Source organism: Sulfitobacter rhodophyticola, from assembly GCF_041281685.2.
In the GTDB taxonomy this organism is placed as follows: domain Bacteria; phylum Pseudomonadota; class Alphaproteobacteria; order Rhodobacterales; family Rhodobacteraceae; genus Sulfitobacter.
The window spans coordinates 3,983,293-3,998,014 of sequence record NZ_CP166251.2 but is presented as its reverse complement, the minus strand read 5'-3'; the positions used below and the strand labels follow the sequence as shown (position 1 = coordinate 3,998,014).

Below are 14,722 nucleotides of genomic sequence, written 5' to 3'. Positions count from 1 at the left end.
ATAACAGTGCGGTCTTAGGCCAGCGCGCGCAGTGCTGCAAGGGGCTGCGGGTCAGCCGGTGACGGCTTCGGCCCCGGTATCGGTAAAGACGATCCGCTGGCCATCTGCGATCTCCCGGCTGAACAATCCGGTGATGATCCGCATCGCTTCATCCCGGCCGGCGGCGGCAAAGCGGGCGGGGGATTTGACCCGCAGGTTGTTGTCGAAACCACGCGCGGCATGGGCCCAGATCATCGGGTGCAGTTCGGTCATGTGCTCGCGCACGATCCAGCGGGCGCACTTGGCGATCTCGCTTCGATTTTGATCGGCAACATCATTGCCGGAGAAAGACTGCCCGATCCCGGTCGCGCAATAGGCTGCCAGCAGATTGACGGTATAGCTGTCCTTACGGCGCGCAAGAATGTCGCGCATCCCTTCGATGAAAAAGCCCAGATCAAGGTTTGCGCAGGCTTCATCGTCGCAGGAAATCGCGTCGAATTGCACCCAGGTATATCCACCCGCGCCCCATGTGTCTTGCGTGCGCGACGCCGTCCGGCGCGCTTCCAGTTCCAGTTCCGTGTAGGAGCCGTACCAGCGCGGCAGCAGGTGGTTGCCCATCGCCCGCATCGCGCGGGGGTTGGCGGGGTTGAGGTTGATCAGCGTTTCATAGCGGTCAGCGACGCGACGTTCGTGATCGTCCAGCCCGCCCAGCAACGCGCAGCTGGTTGCCGCCAGAAGGGGCGAATCAATGCTTTGTGCGCAAAAGGGCCCAAGGATATCGCCCGCACGGTCGAAATGCGCGGCAAAGGCTTCGCGGTTGCGGTCGGGCACTTCGGTGTCCCAGCCCGTCCCGCGCCAGGCCCAGCCGATGTCCATGTGGGCCTGTGCGACGATCGCGGCGACGATATGGTCATCGGCGTGTTCGGCCAGCACATGCTCAAGGGACTCGATGCCCGCCAGCAACGGTGCCCCTTCATCCGGTCTGCCCGCCAACAGCGCGTGTTCGGCTGCAAGGGTCACATCCGCGCGCCCGCCATAGGCCATCAGTTCGGCCACCGGCATGCAGCCTGGCGTCATGTCACGCGACTGGTCGGCTTTGCGGATGCGCTCCGACAGGGTTTCCCAGTTTTCCTGGCGCACCAACCGTTGAGCCGCCGCAAGGTGTTGATCTCTCAAAGCATCTTCGGCCGTCGGGTCGGGGCAGGCGATGCTGAGCATATCAGGACCCGCCGCGGAATTCGCGCTGTGCGGACGCCGCCGGATGGGCCGCAGGGGCGCTTGTTCGCTTGCTTGCGGCCATGCGGGGCCAGCAAGCTGATCCATCAGCGCTTGTTTCTGTCTGCGCAAAAAGGCCGTAAGCGGTTTCATCAATCGGGTACCTGTCTGTCTTCTGCTCATTTCGTAAATGGTCGCGCATTGGGGCGGAAGAAAGGCACCGCTGCGGAGATATCGCGGTGTTTGTTCGCCTTTTACGTGTGGGCGGATGTGCGCGCAGCGGCAGGCGCACATGCGCGGCCAATCGCGCGCAAAAAGCGACACGGGCCCCCGGACTTGCACAAACAAGCGTGAAAACGGCATACTGGCCGTCATGGAACGGATACCTGGGTGGTTTGTGCTGGTCTTGATGGCCAGCTTTTTGTGTGGATCTGCCGACGCGCAAGCGCCGGTTGAATCGACTGATCAGGCGCAGCTTGCGTCAAGTGCTCAATCACAGGTTGCGTCATTGGCGCCTGATCAGACCACTGCAGGACCACAGGCCCTGTTCAGCACCGTTGTAAGGCCCCCGGCAAGCAGGCCCGCCCTGCCGCAGACGCGTTGGCAGCACAAGTCGGGGCACGCGGTCTGGACCCGCGCGGCGCTGTCGGCCCTCAAGGCGCATGGGAAACCGCTGGTCGATCTGGTGCCTGCCGACATCGGCAACTGGTGCCCGGCCTATCCGCAGGCCACCGACAGGGACCGGCGGGCGTTCTGGGTCGGCTTTCTGTCCGCGCTGGCAAAACACGAAAGCACTTACCGGGCGACGGCTGTGGGGGGCAATGGCCGCTGGTACGGGTTGTTGCAGATCCTGCCCGGCACCGCGCGCGGATACAAATGCAACGTCGGCACGGGGCGCGCGCTCAAGAACGGGGCGGCGAACCTCAGCTGTGCCATCCGCATCATGGCGGTGACCGTGCCGCGTGACGGCGTGATCTATGGCCGCGGCGGGCGCGGGGTGGCGGCAGACTGGGGTCCGATGCGGTCTTCCAGCAAGCGCCGGGACATGGCCGGATGGCTGCGCGAGCAAAGCTATTGCCAGAACCTGTCCAGCAAGCGGCCAAAGCTGCGGCCCTAGGCGTCTTCTATTGCATCAGTTGGAAATGGAACCGTTTGACGCGCAGCCCGCGCGCCTCCAGCGCGGTTTCGAACGCGCGGTGGGGCGGGGTGGCCTCAAACGGCAACCGGATCTTGCGCCCGGACTTCAGCACAGCGGTGGCCCGGACAGAGAAATCCAGCCGCGTATCAAGGCGCATGTGCTGCACCTCTGACAGGTCAAGCGCGCCTTCATAGCGGCCCGTGTGCCACGTCAGGTCACGGTCCGTCAGGGTCAGCCCGGCAGACGGATTGCGTATCAGGTCACGCAGCGCGGGCAGGGTGAAGGCCCCAAGCAGCGCCACGATCCACAAGGCCGCTTCCATCCACAGCCATGCAGCGGCCAGAACCGCCCAGACCACACCAAGAACGAGCGCCACAAGCGACCGCCGCCCGTCCTGTTCGAAGATGAAGTCATCCGCCACCTGCATGGCTGCCTTACCGCCCGCCCGTGACATCCAGCGTGGAGCCGGTGATATAGGACGCCTCCTCCGACATCAGCCACACGATGGCCTGCGCGACTTCCTCGGCAGATCCCGTGCGCTGCATCGGCACGCCGGAAGCCAGCCGCCCCGCGCGCCCCGGATCGCCGCCCTTGGCGTGAATGTCCGTCTCTATCAGGCCGGGGGCGATGCCCATCACCCGCAGCCCCGACGCGGCGACCTCATCCGACAACCCCTTGGTGAAGATATCCATCGCCGCCTTGCTGGCGGCATAATCGACATAGGTATTGGCAGACCCCAGCCTTGCGGCGGCAGAGGTGACATTGATGATCACCCCGCGCCTGCGCGGCTCCATCCGCAGCACGGCTTCCTTTGCGACAAGGATTGCCCCGATCACGTTGACATCGAACATCCGGCGCAGGCGGTCATGGGTCAGGTCCGTCACACGCGCGGTCTGTGCCACGATCCCGGCATTGTTGATCAGCGCATCCAGTGGGCCAAAAGCGTCATCGACAGCGCGGTAAAGGGCGGTGATGGCATCCGGGTCGGCAACATCGGCCTGCACGATCAGCGTCCGCGCGCCCGCGTCTTCGGCGGCGGCGGCCACCGCCTCGGCGCCTGCGCGGTCGGTGTTGTAGCTGAGCGCGACGTCATAGCCGCGCTGCGCCGCCAGCTTGGCGGACGCCGCACCGATCCCCGCCGACGCACCGGTGATCAGGCAGACGGGGCGGGTCATGCGGTGCGCACGCGGGTCAGCATTTCGGTGGTGTCGCCGCTCAGATCGGGGGTGTCCAGAATGCGGTCCAGTTCTGCCGCGATCAGCGCCTGCCGGTCCCCATCATACCGTTTCCACGTCTGAAAGGCCGAACACAGGCGCGCGGTGGTCTGCGGGTTCACCGGGTCCAGCCGGATCAGCCAGTCCGCCAGCAGGGTGTATCCCGCGCCGCTGGCGTGGTGAAAGCCCGCGTGGTGCATGGCAAGGCTGCCCATCACGGCGCGAAAACGGTTGGGGTTCTTCCAGTTGAAGTCGCTGTGCTGCGTCAGCCTGTGCGCCGTGGCGGCCACATCTTCGGGGTCGGCCTGCATGACCTGCATCCCGAACCACTTGTCCATGACCAGCCGGTCGTCTTTCCACTGTGCCTCAAAGGCCGCCAGTTCAGCATCCCCCGCCTTGACGCGCAACAGGCAGGCCAGCGCGCCCAGTTGTTCGGTCATGTTGTCGGCCTGCTGGTATTGCGCGCGCGCCTGTGCGCCCCCGTCCAACCGGCTGAGCAACGCGAGCACACCGCCTGCAAGGCTGCGCATGCCGGATTGGCGGGCATCGGGCGCATAGGGTTCCTGCACCCGGTTTTCGGCGTAAAGCGGCGCCAGATCATCGGCAAAGTGGCTGGCCTGCGCGGCGCGCATCGCCTCCGTCGCGGCATGGATCGCCGCCGGATCGGGGGTGTGGCCCAGATTATGCAGGGTCGCGGCCAGATCGGATTGGCTGGGCAGGCCCATCATCAACGCGCGGTAGGCGGGATCAAGGCTGCGGTCGGTCAGCACCCGCTGCAACCCGTCAAGATAGGCCGTGTCGGGGTCGGCCCCCTTGCGGATCATCGCCAGCAGCGCGCCCCGCGCCAGATTGCGCCCCGCTTCCCAGCGGTTGAACGGATCGGTGTCATGGGCCAGCAGATGCGCGCGTTCCGCATCGCTTTGATCATGATCCAGCACCACGGGGGCGGAAAAGCCGCGCAGCGCCGATACGGTGGGCCGCGCGGCCAATCCGTCATAGGTCACGGTCTGCGTGGCTTCGGTCATCTCCAGCATTTCGGTGGGGCGGACTTCGGCGCCATCCGGCCCGATCAGGCCAATCGCCACCGGGATCACCTGCGGCTGCGGATTGGGCGTCGCGGAGGAGGGCGGCGTGTGCTGTGCAAGCGTCAGCGTCAGCGTGCCGTCCTGCCAGTCTTCGGTCACCTTCAGATGGGGCGTCCCCGCCTGGGAATACCAGCGCTTGAACTGGCTCAGGTCGCGGCCCGTGGTTTCCTCGAACACCGCCAGCCAGTCTTCAATTGTGCAGGCCTGCCCGTCGTGCCGCTCAAAATACAGATCGACCGCCGCGCCATAGGCATTGTCCCCCACCAGCCGCTTGAGCATGCCGATCACTTCCGCGCCTTTTTCATAGACGGTGGCGGTGTAGAAGTTGTTGATCTCCTGAAAGCTTTCGGGCCGGACGGGATGCGCCAGCGGCCCCTGATCCTCCGGGAACTGGCGCCCGCGCAAATCAATCACGTCTGAGATGCGTTTGACGGCAGCCGACCGCATGTCAGAGGTGAACTGGCTGTCGCGGAACACCGTCAGCCCTTCTTTCAGGCAAAGTTGGAACCAGTCGCGGCAGGTGATGCGGTTGCCGGTCCAGTTGTGGAAATACTCATGCGCGATGATCGCCTCGATCCGTTCGAAATTCATGTCGGTGGAGGTTTCGGGGCTGGCCAGCACCGCGGATGAGTTGAAGATGTTCAGCCCCTTGTTCTCCATCGCGCCCATGTTGAAGTCATCGACCGCCACGATGTTGAACAGGTCCAGATCGTATTCACGCCCGTAGACCTTTTCGTCCCACTTCATGCTGTCCTTGAGCGCCTGCATCCCGAAGGCGCATTTGCCCTCGTCGCCGGGACGCACGTAAAGGTTCAGCGTCACATCGCGGCCCGACATGGTGGTGAAGTCGTCGGTGTGGGCGACAAGATCGCCCGCAACCAGCGCAAAAAGATAGGCCGGTTTCGGCCAGGGATCATGCCATTCGGCGTGGTGCTTGCGCGTTTCGACCGGATTGCCATTTGACAGCAGCACCGGGTGCGGCCCGTCGATGGTCACGGTAAAGACGCTCATCACATCCGGGCGGTCGGGGTAATAGGTGATCTTGCGAAACCCTTCGGCTTCGCATTGGGTGCAATACATGCCATTCGACATGTAAAGCCCCTCAAGCGCTGTGTTGCCCGCCGGATCAATCTCCACCTCCGCTTCCCAGACAAACGGCCCGTCGGGCACCGCGCAGGTCAGCCCCTGATCCGTCACATCGGGCGTGACCGACGCGCCGTCAATCGTGGCCGCCACCAGCTTGAGCTTTTCGCCATGCAGGAAAAACGTCTTGTCGGTGGCGTCGGGGTTGGGGCGAAAGGCGATGCGGCTTTTGACGCGGGTCTGGTGCGGATCAAGGGTGAAATGCAGCGCGACGCTGTCCACCTCGTATCCGAAAGGGGTGTAGTCGGCCAGAAAGATTGTGGTCGGGGCAGCATCGCGCATCAAGGCACCTCAGGATGGGAACAAAGTTGGTTTTGCGCACGTTATGTCCGTAACGGCAGGCCCGCAACCGGGACTGTCCGGCAGGACGCCGGGGCAACCCGGTGCCACGTCACCAATTGACCAACAATCGGGGCGTATTACCTGCGGCCTCCGCCTTTGGGCGGGGGTCGTTTCTGTTTTGAAGGAGATGCGTCATGGCCAAGATGCGCAAGAAAGGCGATCTGCCCATTAAGATCTGCGCCACCTGCGGCCTGCCTTTCACCTGGCGGCGCAAATGGGCCAAGGACTGGGATGCGGTGCGTTATTGCTCTGACCGGTGCAGGAAGGCGAAGGGCTGACGCGGCCGCCGCCGCTTTTGGCTGGCGTGTGATCGTGGCCCGGTATACCGATCGGCGTTGAATGCACATTTCCGCAGGGCCCACCCCGCGCGGCATCACAACAGCACAAGGAAGGGACACATCATGACAATCTCACTCCGCAAGGCGCGCACCATCGTGCGCAAAACCCTCGAAAAAGGGCGGGAGATGGAGCTGAAACCCCTGTCGGTGATCGTGCTGGATGCAGGCGGCCACGTGCAGGCGTTCGAACGCGAGGACGGTGCCGCACCGGGACGGTTCGCCATTGCCCACGGCAAGGCCCACGGCGCGGTGATGCTGGGCATGGCCGGCACCGCGCAGATGAAACGAGCCGAGGATCAGGCCTATTTCATGGCGGCGGTGAACGGTGTCTACGGCGGGGCGGTGATCCCCGTGCCGGGCGGCGTGCTGCTGCGCGACCGCAAGGGGGCGGCGATCGGCGCGGTCGGCGTGACGGGCGATACCTCCGACAATGATGCGGCGGCTGCCCTTTTTGGCATCGAAACGGCCGGTCTGACCGGGGAAATCTGACCTTTCAACTCAGGAAAAGGGCCGCAATGGTTGAGCCACGTGGCCGCTTTGCCTATATACTGCCGCAAGTTTCAGTAAGAAGGTGACCCATGGGAAGACCTGTCGTTGGTATTATCGGCAACCACTATCTGTTGAATGACCAGTATCCCACCCATGCCGGTGGCACGATGAATTCCGAAGCGGTGGCGCAGGTGTCCGACTGCCTGCCACTGATCGTGCCGTCCGATCCGCGCTTCATGTCCGTGGAGGAGTTGCTTGAAACCTGCGATGGCTTCCTGCTGACCGGGGGGCGGCCCAACGTCCATCCCGAAGAATACGGCGAGCCGGAGACAGAGGCGCATGGCACCTTCGACCGCGCCCGCGATGCGATCGTGCTGCCGCTGGTGCGCGCCTGCGTGGAACGCGGCCAGCCCTTTCTGGGGATCTGCCGGGGCTTTCAGGAGGTCAACGTCGCCATGGGCGGAACGCTTTATCCTGAAATCCGCGAATTGCCGGGGCGCATGAACCACCGCATGCCGCCCGACGGGTCGCTGGATGAAAAGTTTGAGCTGCGCCATGACGTGACCTTTACGCCCGGCGGGATATTCAACGAACTGATGGGCGCGCCATCGGTGCGGACCAATACGCTGCACGGGCAGGGGATCAAGACCGCCGGGTCCCGGATCGTGGTCGATGGCCATGCCGAGGATGGCACGCCGGAGGCGATCTATGTCGACGGCGCACCGGGCTTCACCCTGTCGGTGCAATGGCATCCGGAATGGAACGCGGCGGGCGATCCGGTCTCAAGACCGCTGTTCAGTGCATTTGGCGACGCGGCACGGGCGTGGCGGGCACGGGGTGCCGCCCCGAGCCTCAAAGCGGTCTGACAGCGCCCCGAACCTTGACGATCCTTCAAGACTGCAGGCTTGCTTCGCGCAGCGGTGGTTGTTCGATGCCCGCCGCTTCACGCGCTTTGACGGGCTTCTCCTGCCGCGACAGGTGATCCATCGGCGCTGCCGCCGCATGCCGCAGATCCCGGTGCAGCGACACATGGGGCCAGTCCTGTGGCTGCGCGCACAATCCTGCCTCAACTGCGGCTTGATGGATTACCGTGCGGTGGCGCGCGTGCTCCAGCGTCGTTTCCAACCGGCAGATCCAATGGTCCCGGTGCCAGACGCCAGCGCCCTGCGGCACCACATCCACAGGGGCGACCAGCTGGGCAAACCTGCGCTTGAGCATCAATACCCGTGACGCGGCACTGGCGTCCCCCTCCGGCAGGACCCAGACCATATGCGCAAGCGCCGGCAGGACCGTGGCGGCATCCACCGTGAAGGGCAGGGCGGACAGGGTCGCGCGCAGGGCTTGCCGCAAACACCCCACCTCCCGCACCAGCAGATCAGACCGCCGGTCGGCAAGGCGCAGGGTGACAAAGAAGGTTTGGGGCGGACAGGCAGGTGTCTTCATCCCCCAACCCTAGCCAGATCACGGTTAACGCACCGTTAAGCGCTACATCTGTCCCCCGGCGATCTCGATCGTCTGGCCGTTGATGCTTTGCGATCCCGGTCCCACGAGCCAACCCACCGCAGCGGCGATTTCATCCGCTTCCAGCAGGCGCTTGTGGCGGTTCATACCGACCATGACATCGCGCGCCTTGTCGGTATCCATCCCGGTGCGGCGGGCGATGCTTTCGGTGTTGCGGGTGATGATCGGCGTATCGACATAGCCCGGACAGATTGCGTTGAAGGTAAAGGGCTTGCCCATGTAATCCTCCGACAGGGACCGGATCAGCCCGATCATCCCGTGCTTGGAGGCCGAATAACACGCCGCCCCCGGCAGCCCGCGCAACCCCGCGACAGACGCAATCGCGATCACCCGCCCCCAGTCAGTTTCCCGCATCGATCCAAGGCATTCCCGGATCGTCAAAAACGCACCATCCAGATTGGTGGCCATCATGTTGCGCCAGAAATCCATGTCAGTCTTGTGCAGGCCGCGCCCTTCGGCCAGCCCCGCGTTGGGAATGCAAATCTGCACAGGGCCGTTTTGCGCCACGGCCTGAGCGACCTTGGCCTGCACGTCCGCCTCTTCCCGCACATCCATCGCAAGGGGCGTCAGCGTATCGCCCGCGACTTCCTCCAGCACCTCCTGCCTGCGCCCGGTAATGGTGACGCGCGCGCCCTTGGCGGCCAGATCACGTGCAATGGCCAGCCCGATGCCGGTGCCGCCCCCGGTGATGAACGCGTGTTTTCCGTTCAGGTTCATAATATCCTCCCGCTTTGCCGTGATGCTGACCCCGCGCTGGCGGCAACGCAAGGGCCTGGGCCGCATGACGGTGCGTGAGGGCGCGTGTTTCATCGGCGCGGCAGGTGCAGGTGTCGCGCACCGCGATGCAGACCGCCCTTTTCCCGTTGCACGCCAGCCGTGCTGCGACCATTCTTGGCCCCAACGGAAGGGCAAGCCATGGCGCATTGGAGGGACACGGGCAATCTGACGATCCGACAGGCGGTGGACATGCCGCCGGTCTGGCTTCTGGGCTTCCTGATCGTGGCATATCTGGTCGGTGCGCTGCTGCCCGGTCTGGTGATCCGCAGTACGCTGCTGCGGCTGTTGGGCGGCGCGCTGGTCTGCAGCGGATTGGCCCTGATGCTCTGGTCGGTGCTGAAGTTCCGCGCGCAGGCCACCAGCGTCGTGCCACATCAAATGCCGAAAAGCATGATCACCACGGGCCCCTTCGCGTTCAGCCGCAATCCCATCTACCTGGGCGATGCGATGATACTGGCCGGTGTGATCCTGTGGTGGGGGCACTGGCCCGCACTGGTGCTGATTCCCGCGTTCATGGTGGTGATCGAGAGACGCTTTATTGCGCCTGAAGAAGCCCGTTTGAAAGAAAGTTTCGGCACCGAATTTCGCAAATATGCCGAAAAAACGCGGAAATGGGCGTGATCGGGCGACCTGCGCGACATTTCAGCGCCTTCCAGCGCTTGTAGAGCACGCTTTGCCGCGCTAGGTGCTGCGCGTGCAAAGATGTGTGACGTGCGCGCGGCGCACTTACAGATAGGGGAAAGCCTAGTGAAGATCGGAACACCAAAAGAACTCTACCCGAACGAGGCGCGCGTCGCGATGACGCCGGATTCCGCGCTGGCGCTGCAAAAGCTCGGCCACAGCTGCGTGATCGAAGCCGGTGCCGGTGTCGCCGCCGGCTTTGACGATGCCGCGTACAAGGAGGCAGGCGTTGAGGTCGTCAAGACCGCCGCCGCCCTCTGGAAAGCCGCCGATGTGGTCGCCAAGGTGCGCGCGCCCTCTGATGCAGAGATGAAGCGCCTGCGCGACGGCCAGACATTGATTTCCTTCTTCAGCCCCGTGGCGAACGAAAAAGAGATGGGTCAGGCCGCCAAGAAGGGCGCGACCGTTGTGGCGATGGAAATGATCCCGCGTATCTCTCGTGCGCAGAAGATGGATGCGCTGTCTTCCATGGCCAATATCGCGGGCTACCGCGCAGTCATTGAGGCGGGCAACAACTTTGGCCGCTTCTTTACCGGTCAGATCACGGCGGCGGGCAAGGTACCCCCGGCCAAGGTGCTGGTTGTGGGTGCCGGTGTTGCCGGTCTGGCCGCGATCGGCACCTCGACATCGCTGGGTGCGATCACCTATGCCTTTGACGTGCGTCCCGAAGTGGCCGAACAGGTCGAAAGCATGGGCGCTGAATTCGTCTACCTCGACTTTGAGGAAGAACAGACAGACGGCGCGGCAACGGGCGGATATGCCTCTGTTTCCTCACCCGAATTTCGGGAGGCGCAGCTGGCCAAGTTCCGTGAACTGGCCCCCGAAGTGGACATCGTGATCACCACCGCGCTGATCCCCAACCGCGAAGCGCCCGAGCTTTGGACCGAAGACATGGTCGCCGCGATGAAGCCGGGTTCGGTGATCGTGGACCTCGCGGCGGAGAAGGGCGGCAATTGCAAACTGACGGTCATGGACGAAAAGATCGTGACCAAGAACGGCGTCACCATCATCGGCTATACCGACTTTCCCAGCCGGATGGGCGCGCAGGCGTCAACCCTTTATGCCACCAACATCCGCCACCTGATGACGGACCTCACGCCGGAAAAAGACGGCGTGATCGTGCATGACATGGAAGACGACGTGATCCGGGGCGCGACGATTGCCCACGAAAACGAAGTGACCTTCCCGCCGCCACCCCCAAAGGTGGCCGCCATCGCGGCGCAACCCAAGAAGGAAGCGCCCAAGGAACTGACCCGCGAAGAAAAAGCCGCCGCTGAAGTTGCAGCCTTCAAGCAGCAGACCAAGAACCAGGTCACGCTGCTGGCCGTGGGCGGGGCGTTGTTGCTGGCGGTCGGCCTTGTGGCCCCGGCCAGCTTCATGCAGCATTTCATCGTCTTTGTGCTGGCGGTTTTCGTGGGCTTCCAGGTGATCTGGGGCGTGGCGCATTCGCTGCACACGCCGCTGATGGCGATCACCAATGCGGTCTCCTCGATCATCATCCTGGGCGCGCTGATGCAGATCGGGTCGGGGTCGTGGCTGGTGATGATCCTCGCGGCGGCGTCGGTCTTCATGGCCGGCATCAATATTTTCGGTGGTTTCATGGTGACACGGCGCATGCTCGCCATGTTCCAGAAGTCTTAAGAGCGGAGAAGAGCAATGGAATTCGGTTTTACAACAGCCGCCTACGTGGTCGCAGCCGTGCTGTTCATCTTCTCGCTTGGGGGGCTGTCGGGACAGGAAAGCGCGAAACGCGCGGTCTGGTACGGCATTGTCGGCATGGCGCTGGCGGTGACGGCGACGCTGATCGGGCCGGGGGCGGGGCTGTGGCTTTTGTCGCTGATCCTGATCGCGGCGGGTGGCTTCATCGGGATGCAACTGTCGCAGCGGGTGCAGATGACGCAGATGCCCGAACTTGTGGCGGCCATGCACTCCCTCGTGGGTCTGGCGGCGGTCTTCGTGGGGCTGAACGCCCACATCGAAATCGGGCGCGTGGCGGCGGCATTTGCCGAAGCCGGGCTGCCCTATCCGCAGGAAACTTACGGCTCCCTCACTGGGGCCGCGAAGGAGGTTGCCGATCAGTTCCGTGGCTTTGCGGCCATCGTGGCCAAGAAGACCAGCGTGGAAATCAACATCCTGCGGGTCGAACTGGTGCTGGGCATCTGGATCGGTGCGGTGACCTTCACCGGGTCGGTCATTGCCTACGGCAAGCTGGCGGGCCGGGTGAACACGGCAGCCGAAAAGCTGCCCGGTGGTCACATGTTGAACATCGCGGCGGCGGGCATCTCCGCGATCTGCCTGATCTGGTATCTGGCCTCCGGCGGGTTCTTCCCGCTGCTTTTGCTGACGCTGGCGGCACTTTTCATCGGGTATCACCTGATCATGGGCATCGGCGGGGCGGACATGCCTGTCGTGGTCTCCATGCTCAACAGCTATTCCGGCTGGGCGGCGGCGGCGATTGGTTTCTCCCTTGGCAACGATCTGCTGATCGTGGTCGGTGCGCTGGTGGGCTCCTCCGGTGCGATCCTGAGCTACATCATGTGCAAGGCGATGAACCGGTCGTTTGTCTCCGTGATCCTGGGCGGCTTTGGCGGCCCTGCGGGTGAACAGATGGCCGTGGAAGGCGAACAGATCGCGATTGAGGCGGACGGTGTCGCCACCGCGCTCAATGAAGCCGACAGCGTCATCATCATTCCCGGCTACGGCATGGCGGTGGCACAGGCGCAGTCGGCGGTGGCGGATCTGGTGCGCAAGCTGCGCGCCAAGGGCAAGAACGTGCGTTTCGCCATTCACCCCGTCGCGGGGCGTCTGCCGGGGCACATGAACGTGCTTCTGGCCGAAGCCAAGGTGCCCTATGACATCGTGATGGAGATGGACGAGATCAACGACGATTTCCCGTCCACCGACGTCGCCATCGTCATCGGCTCCAACGACATCGTGAACCCGGCCGCACAGGACGATCCCAACAGCCCCATTGCCGGCATGCCGGTGCTGGAATGCTGGAAGGCCAAGCAGGTGTTTGTGTCCAAGCGCGGGCAGGGCACGGGGTATTCGGGCATCGAAAACCCGCTGTTCTTCAAGGACAACACCCGGATGTTCTATGGCGATGCGAAGGCGTCGCTGGACAAGCTCCTCCCGATGATCGACTAGTCGTTTTCTTTCAAAGAGTTTCAAGGATCAACGAAGGCCCCAGTGGGGCCTTCGCCCGCAGAAACGGTCGGAAATTTCCAAAATTTCCGCGCACTGTTGAAACGAAGCGCCCCGTTGGAAACGATGGGGCGCTTTGCTTTTGTGGCCCCGGGCGCGGCCATCGACTGAAATAGTCCAACGTCTGCGCGGGGTTGGCCGTTTCCGGTATACAAATGTACACGTCCAACATGCTGAAAAATATATATTTTATCTGTTCATAAGGAAAAAATCGCCTATGTATGGCGTCAGACCTTCACAGCGGAACCTCCCCCATGGCCCCGATCAAAGACTATCCCCAGCGCTACGCCCTTACCGGAGAGTTGCACGCGCGCCCCTTTCCCTCCCTCAGGGCGCCGTCCACTGCGGTCTTTCTGGCCATCAAACAGCCCGAGGATGCCGCCAACCGGGACAAATCCGCCGATCTGGCCCATCTGATCGCGCTGCTGGATCACTACGGCGCGCCGCGCCCGGATGCGGAGGCCACGCATTACTACGGCGAGATGGGGAAATACTGGCTGAAGTGGGAACAGCACACAGAACTGGTCACCTACACGGTGTTCCGCAAGGACATGGGCGAACGGGCCTTCGCGCCCGATGAATTCGACGTCTTTCCGGACTACTGGCTGGACGATGCACCGGGGGGGCGCATCACCTCGGCGTTGTTGCGCCTCATGCCCAAGCCTGAGCAGGAGGCGGAGATCACCGAAAAGCTGTCGGACTGGTTCGTGCACGAAAGCCTTGCCGTGGCCAGCGTGCTGGACGGCGCGGCCATCGTGGCGTCGGACTTTCGCATCGACGAGGCGGGGCATCTGCGCATCGCGATCTTCACTGACAAGACCACCGGGGACCGCCGCACGGGCCGCATCGTCCAGCGCCTGTGCGAGATCGAGACCTATAAATCCGCCTCCATGCTGGGCTTTTCGATGGTGCGCTGGATGTCACCGCAGCTGAATGCGCTGGACATGAAACTGACCGACCTGATGGCCCGGATGCGCGGCCCCGCAGCCCTTGCCGAAGACACACTGCACGCCTTGCTTGATATCTCGGTCGAGCTTGAGACATTGGCGGTGAAGACCGCCTTCCGCTTTGGCGCGACGGGCGCCTATCAGGCGATTGTGAACCAGCGCATCGAAGCCCTGCGCGAAGAGCGGTTCATGAGCAGGCAGGGCTTTGCCGAATTCATGATGCGCCGGTACGAGCCTGCGATGCGCACGGTGCAATCCACCGAAAACCGTCTTAAGACCATGTCGGAGCGCGCCATCCGCGCGTCGGAACTGCTCAGGACGCGGGTGGATGTGGAACGCTCCGCCCAGAACCAAGAGATCCTGGCCAGCATGGACAAGCGCGCCGATCTGCAATTGCGCCTGCAGCGCACGGTCGAAGGGCTGTCGGTGGTGGCGATCAGCTATTACGCGGTGTCGCTGGTGGGATACCTGCTTTATCCCGTGGCGGAACTGGCGGGCATCAGCAAGGGCGTGTTGCTGGCGGCGGTCACTTTGCCTGTTGTCGGCGCGGTGTGGTGGATGGTGCGGCGGTTGCGCAGGCACATCAGCTAGGCGTTTGTGCCCTCGCCCCAGGTGTGCGCCCGGGGCAAGCCGGGCCCGGGGTATTTAA

14 protein-coding genes are annotated in these 14,722 nt (G+C 63.6%); 8 read left to right on the top strand and 6 right to left on the bottom strand.

Annotated elements, in window-relative coordinates:
- Positions 1-51: 51 nt before the first annotated feature.
- Positions 52-1,347, bottom strand: coding sequence for a hypothetical protein (locus AB4X18_RS20715; protein ID WP_370401837.1), 1,296 nt, complete (start codon positions 1,345-1,347; stop codon positions 52-54).
- Between the two features lie 220 nt (positions 1,348-1,567).
- Here AB4X18_RS20715 and AB4X18_RS20710 point away from each other — a divergent pair, with 220 nt between their 5' ends.
- On the top strand, positions 1,568-2,311 hold the full coding sequence (locus AB4X18_RS20710; RefSeq protein ID WP_370401836.1) for a transglycosylase SLT domain-containing protein: 744 nt from the start codon (positions 1,568-1,570) through the stop codon (positions 2,309-2,311).
- Between the two features lie 7 nt (positions 2,312-2,318).
- Here AB4X18_RS20710 and AB4X18_RS20705 read toward each other — a convergent pair whose 3' ends face one another.
- Genes AB4X18_RS20705 through pepN form a run of 3 tightly spaced genes read right to left on the bottom strand, consistent with a single transcriptional unit; the run spans position 2,319 to position 6,056 of the window.
- Positions 2,319-2,753, bottom strand: coding sequence for a hypothetical protein (locus tag AB4X18_RS20705; protein ID WP_370401835.1), 435 nt, complete (start codon positions 2,751-2,753; stop codon positions 2,319-2,321).
- Positions 2,754-2,766: 13 nt separating this feature from the next.
- Positions 2,767-3,507, bottom strand: a complete 741-nt coding sequence (locus tag AB4X18_RS20700) for an SDR family oxidoreductase (protein WP_370401834.1) — start codon at positions 3,505-3,507, stop codon at positions 2,767-2,769.
- Positions 3,504-6,056, bottom strand: a complete 2,553-nt coding sequence (gene pepN / locus AB4X18_RS20695; protein ID WP_370401833.1) for an aminopeptidase N — start codon at positions 6,054-6,056, stop codon at positions 3,504-3,506. Before pepN ends, AB4X18_RS20700 begins: the two co-directional genes overlap by 4 nt.
- A gap of 194 nt (positions 6,057-6,250) precedes the next feature.
- Here pepN and AB4X18_RS20690 point away from each other — a divergent pair, with 194 nt between their 5' ends.
- The 3 genes from AB4X18_RS20690 (at position 6,251) to AB4X18_RS20680 (ending at position 7,809) form a co-directional block, all read left to right on the top strand.
- Positions 6,251-6,394, top strand: a complete 144-nt coding sequence (locus AB4X18_RS20690) for a DUF2256 domain-containing protein (RefSeq protein WP_370401832.1) — start codon at positions 6,251-6,253, stop codon at positions 6,392-6,394.
- Positions 6,395-6,517: 123 nt separating this feature from the next.
- On the top strand, positions 6,518-6,943 hold the full coding sequence (locus tag AB4X18_RS20685) for a GlcG/HbpS family heme-binding protein (protein WP_432816978.1): 426 nt from the start codon (positions 6,518-6,520) through the stop codon (positions 6,941-6,943).
- Positions 6,944-7,032: 89 nt separating this feature from the next.
- The gene (locus tag AB4X18_RS20680) at positions 7,033-7,809 is read left to right on the top strand and encodes a gamma-glutamyl-gamma-aminobutyrate hydrolase family protein (protein WP_370401830.1); all 777 of its coding nucleotides are present in this window, start codon (positions 7,033-7,035) and stop codon (positions 7,807-7,809) included.
- 25 nt (positions 7,810-7,834) lie between these two features.
- Here the strand turns inward: AB4X18_RS20680 and AB4X18_RS20675 are convergent, their stop codons facing one another.
- Both AB4X18_RS20675 and AB4X18_RS20670 read right to left on the bottom strand, forming a co-directional pair.
- Positions 7,835-8,386, bottom strand: a complete 552-nt coding sequence (locus AB4X18_RS20675; RefSeq protein WP_370401829.1) for a hypothetical protein — start codon at positions 8,384-8,386, stop codon at positions 7,835-7,837.
- 42 nt (positions 8,387-8,428) lie between these two features.
- The gene (locus tag AB4X18_RS20670) at positions 8,429-9,181 is read right to left on the bottom strand and encodes an SDR family NAD(P)-dependent oxidoreductase (RefSeq protein ID WP_370401828.1); all 753 of its coding nucleotides are present in this window, start codon (positions 9,179-9,181) and stop codon (positions 8,429-8,431) included.
- A 198-nt stretch (positions 9,182-9,379) separates the two neighbouring features.
- On the opposite strand from AB4X18_RS20670, the gene AB4X18_RS20665 reads away from it, so the two are divergent.
- The 4 genes from AB4X18_RS20665 to AB4X18_RS20650 all read left to right on the top strand — a co-directional run bounded on the left by AB4X18_RS20665 (position 9,380) and on the right by AB4X18_RS20650 (position 14,664).
- Positions 9,380-9,862 carry a methyltransferase family protein gene (locus AB4X18_RS20665; protein WP_370401827.1) on the top strand — a complete coding sequence of 161 codons (483 nt, stop codon included), beginning with the start codon at positions 9,380-9,382 and terminating at the stop codon, positions 9,860-9,862.
- Between the two features lie 126 nt (positions 9,863-9,988).
- A complete protein-coding gene (locus AB4X18_RS20660; RefSeq protein WP_370401826.1) occupies positions 9,989-11,563 on the top strand; it encodes a Re/Si-specific NAD(P)(+) transhydrogenase subunit alpha in 1,575 nt (524 codons plus the stop codon).
- A 15-nt stretch (positions 11,564-11,578) separates the two neighbouring features.
- A complete protein-coding gene (locus AB4X18_RS20655; protein WP_370401825.1) occupies positions 11,579-13,069 on the top strand; it encodes an NAD(P)(+) transhydrogenase (Re/Si-specific) subunit beta in 1,491 nt (496 codons plus the stop codon).
- 311 nt (positions 13,070-13,380) lie between these two features.
- Positions 13,381-14,664, top strand: a complete 1,284-nt coding sequence (locus AB4X18_RS20650; RefSeq protein ID WP_432816977.1) for a DUF3422 family protein — start codon at positions 13,381-13,383, stop codon at positions 14,662-14,664.
- The last annotated feature ends 58 nt before the right edge of the window (positions 14,665-14,722 follow it).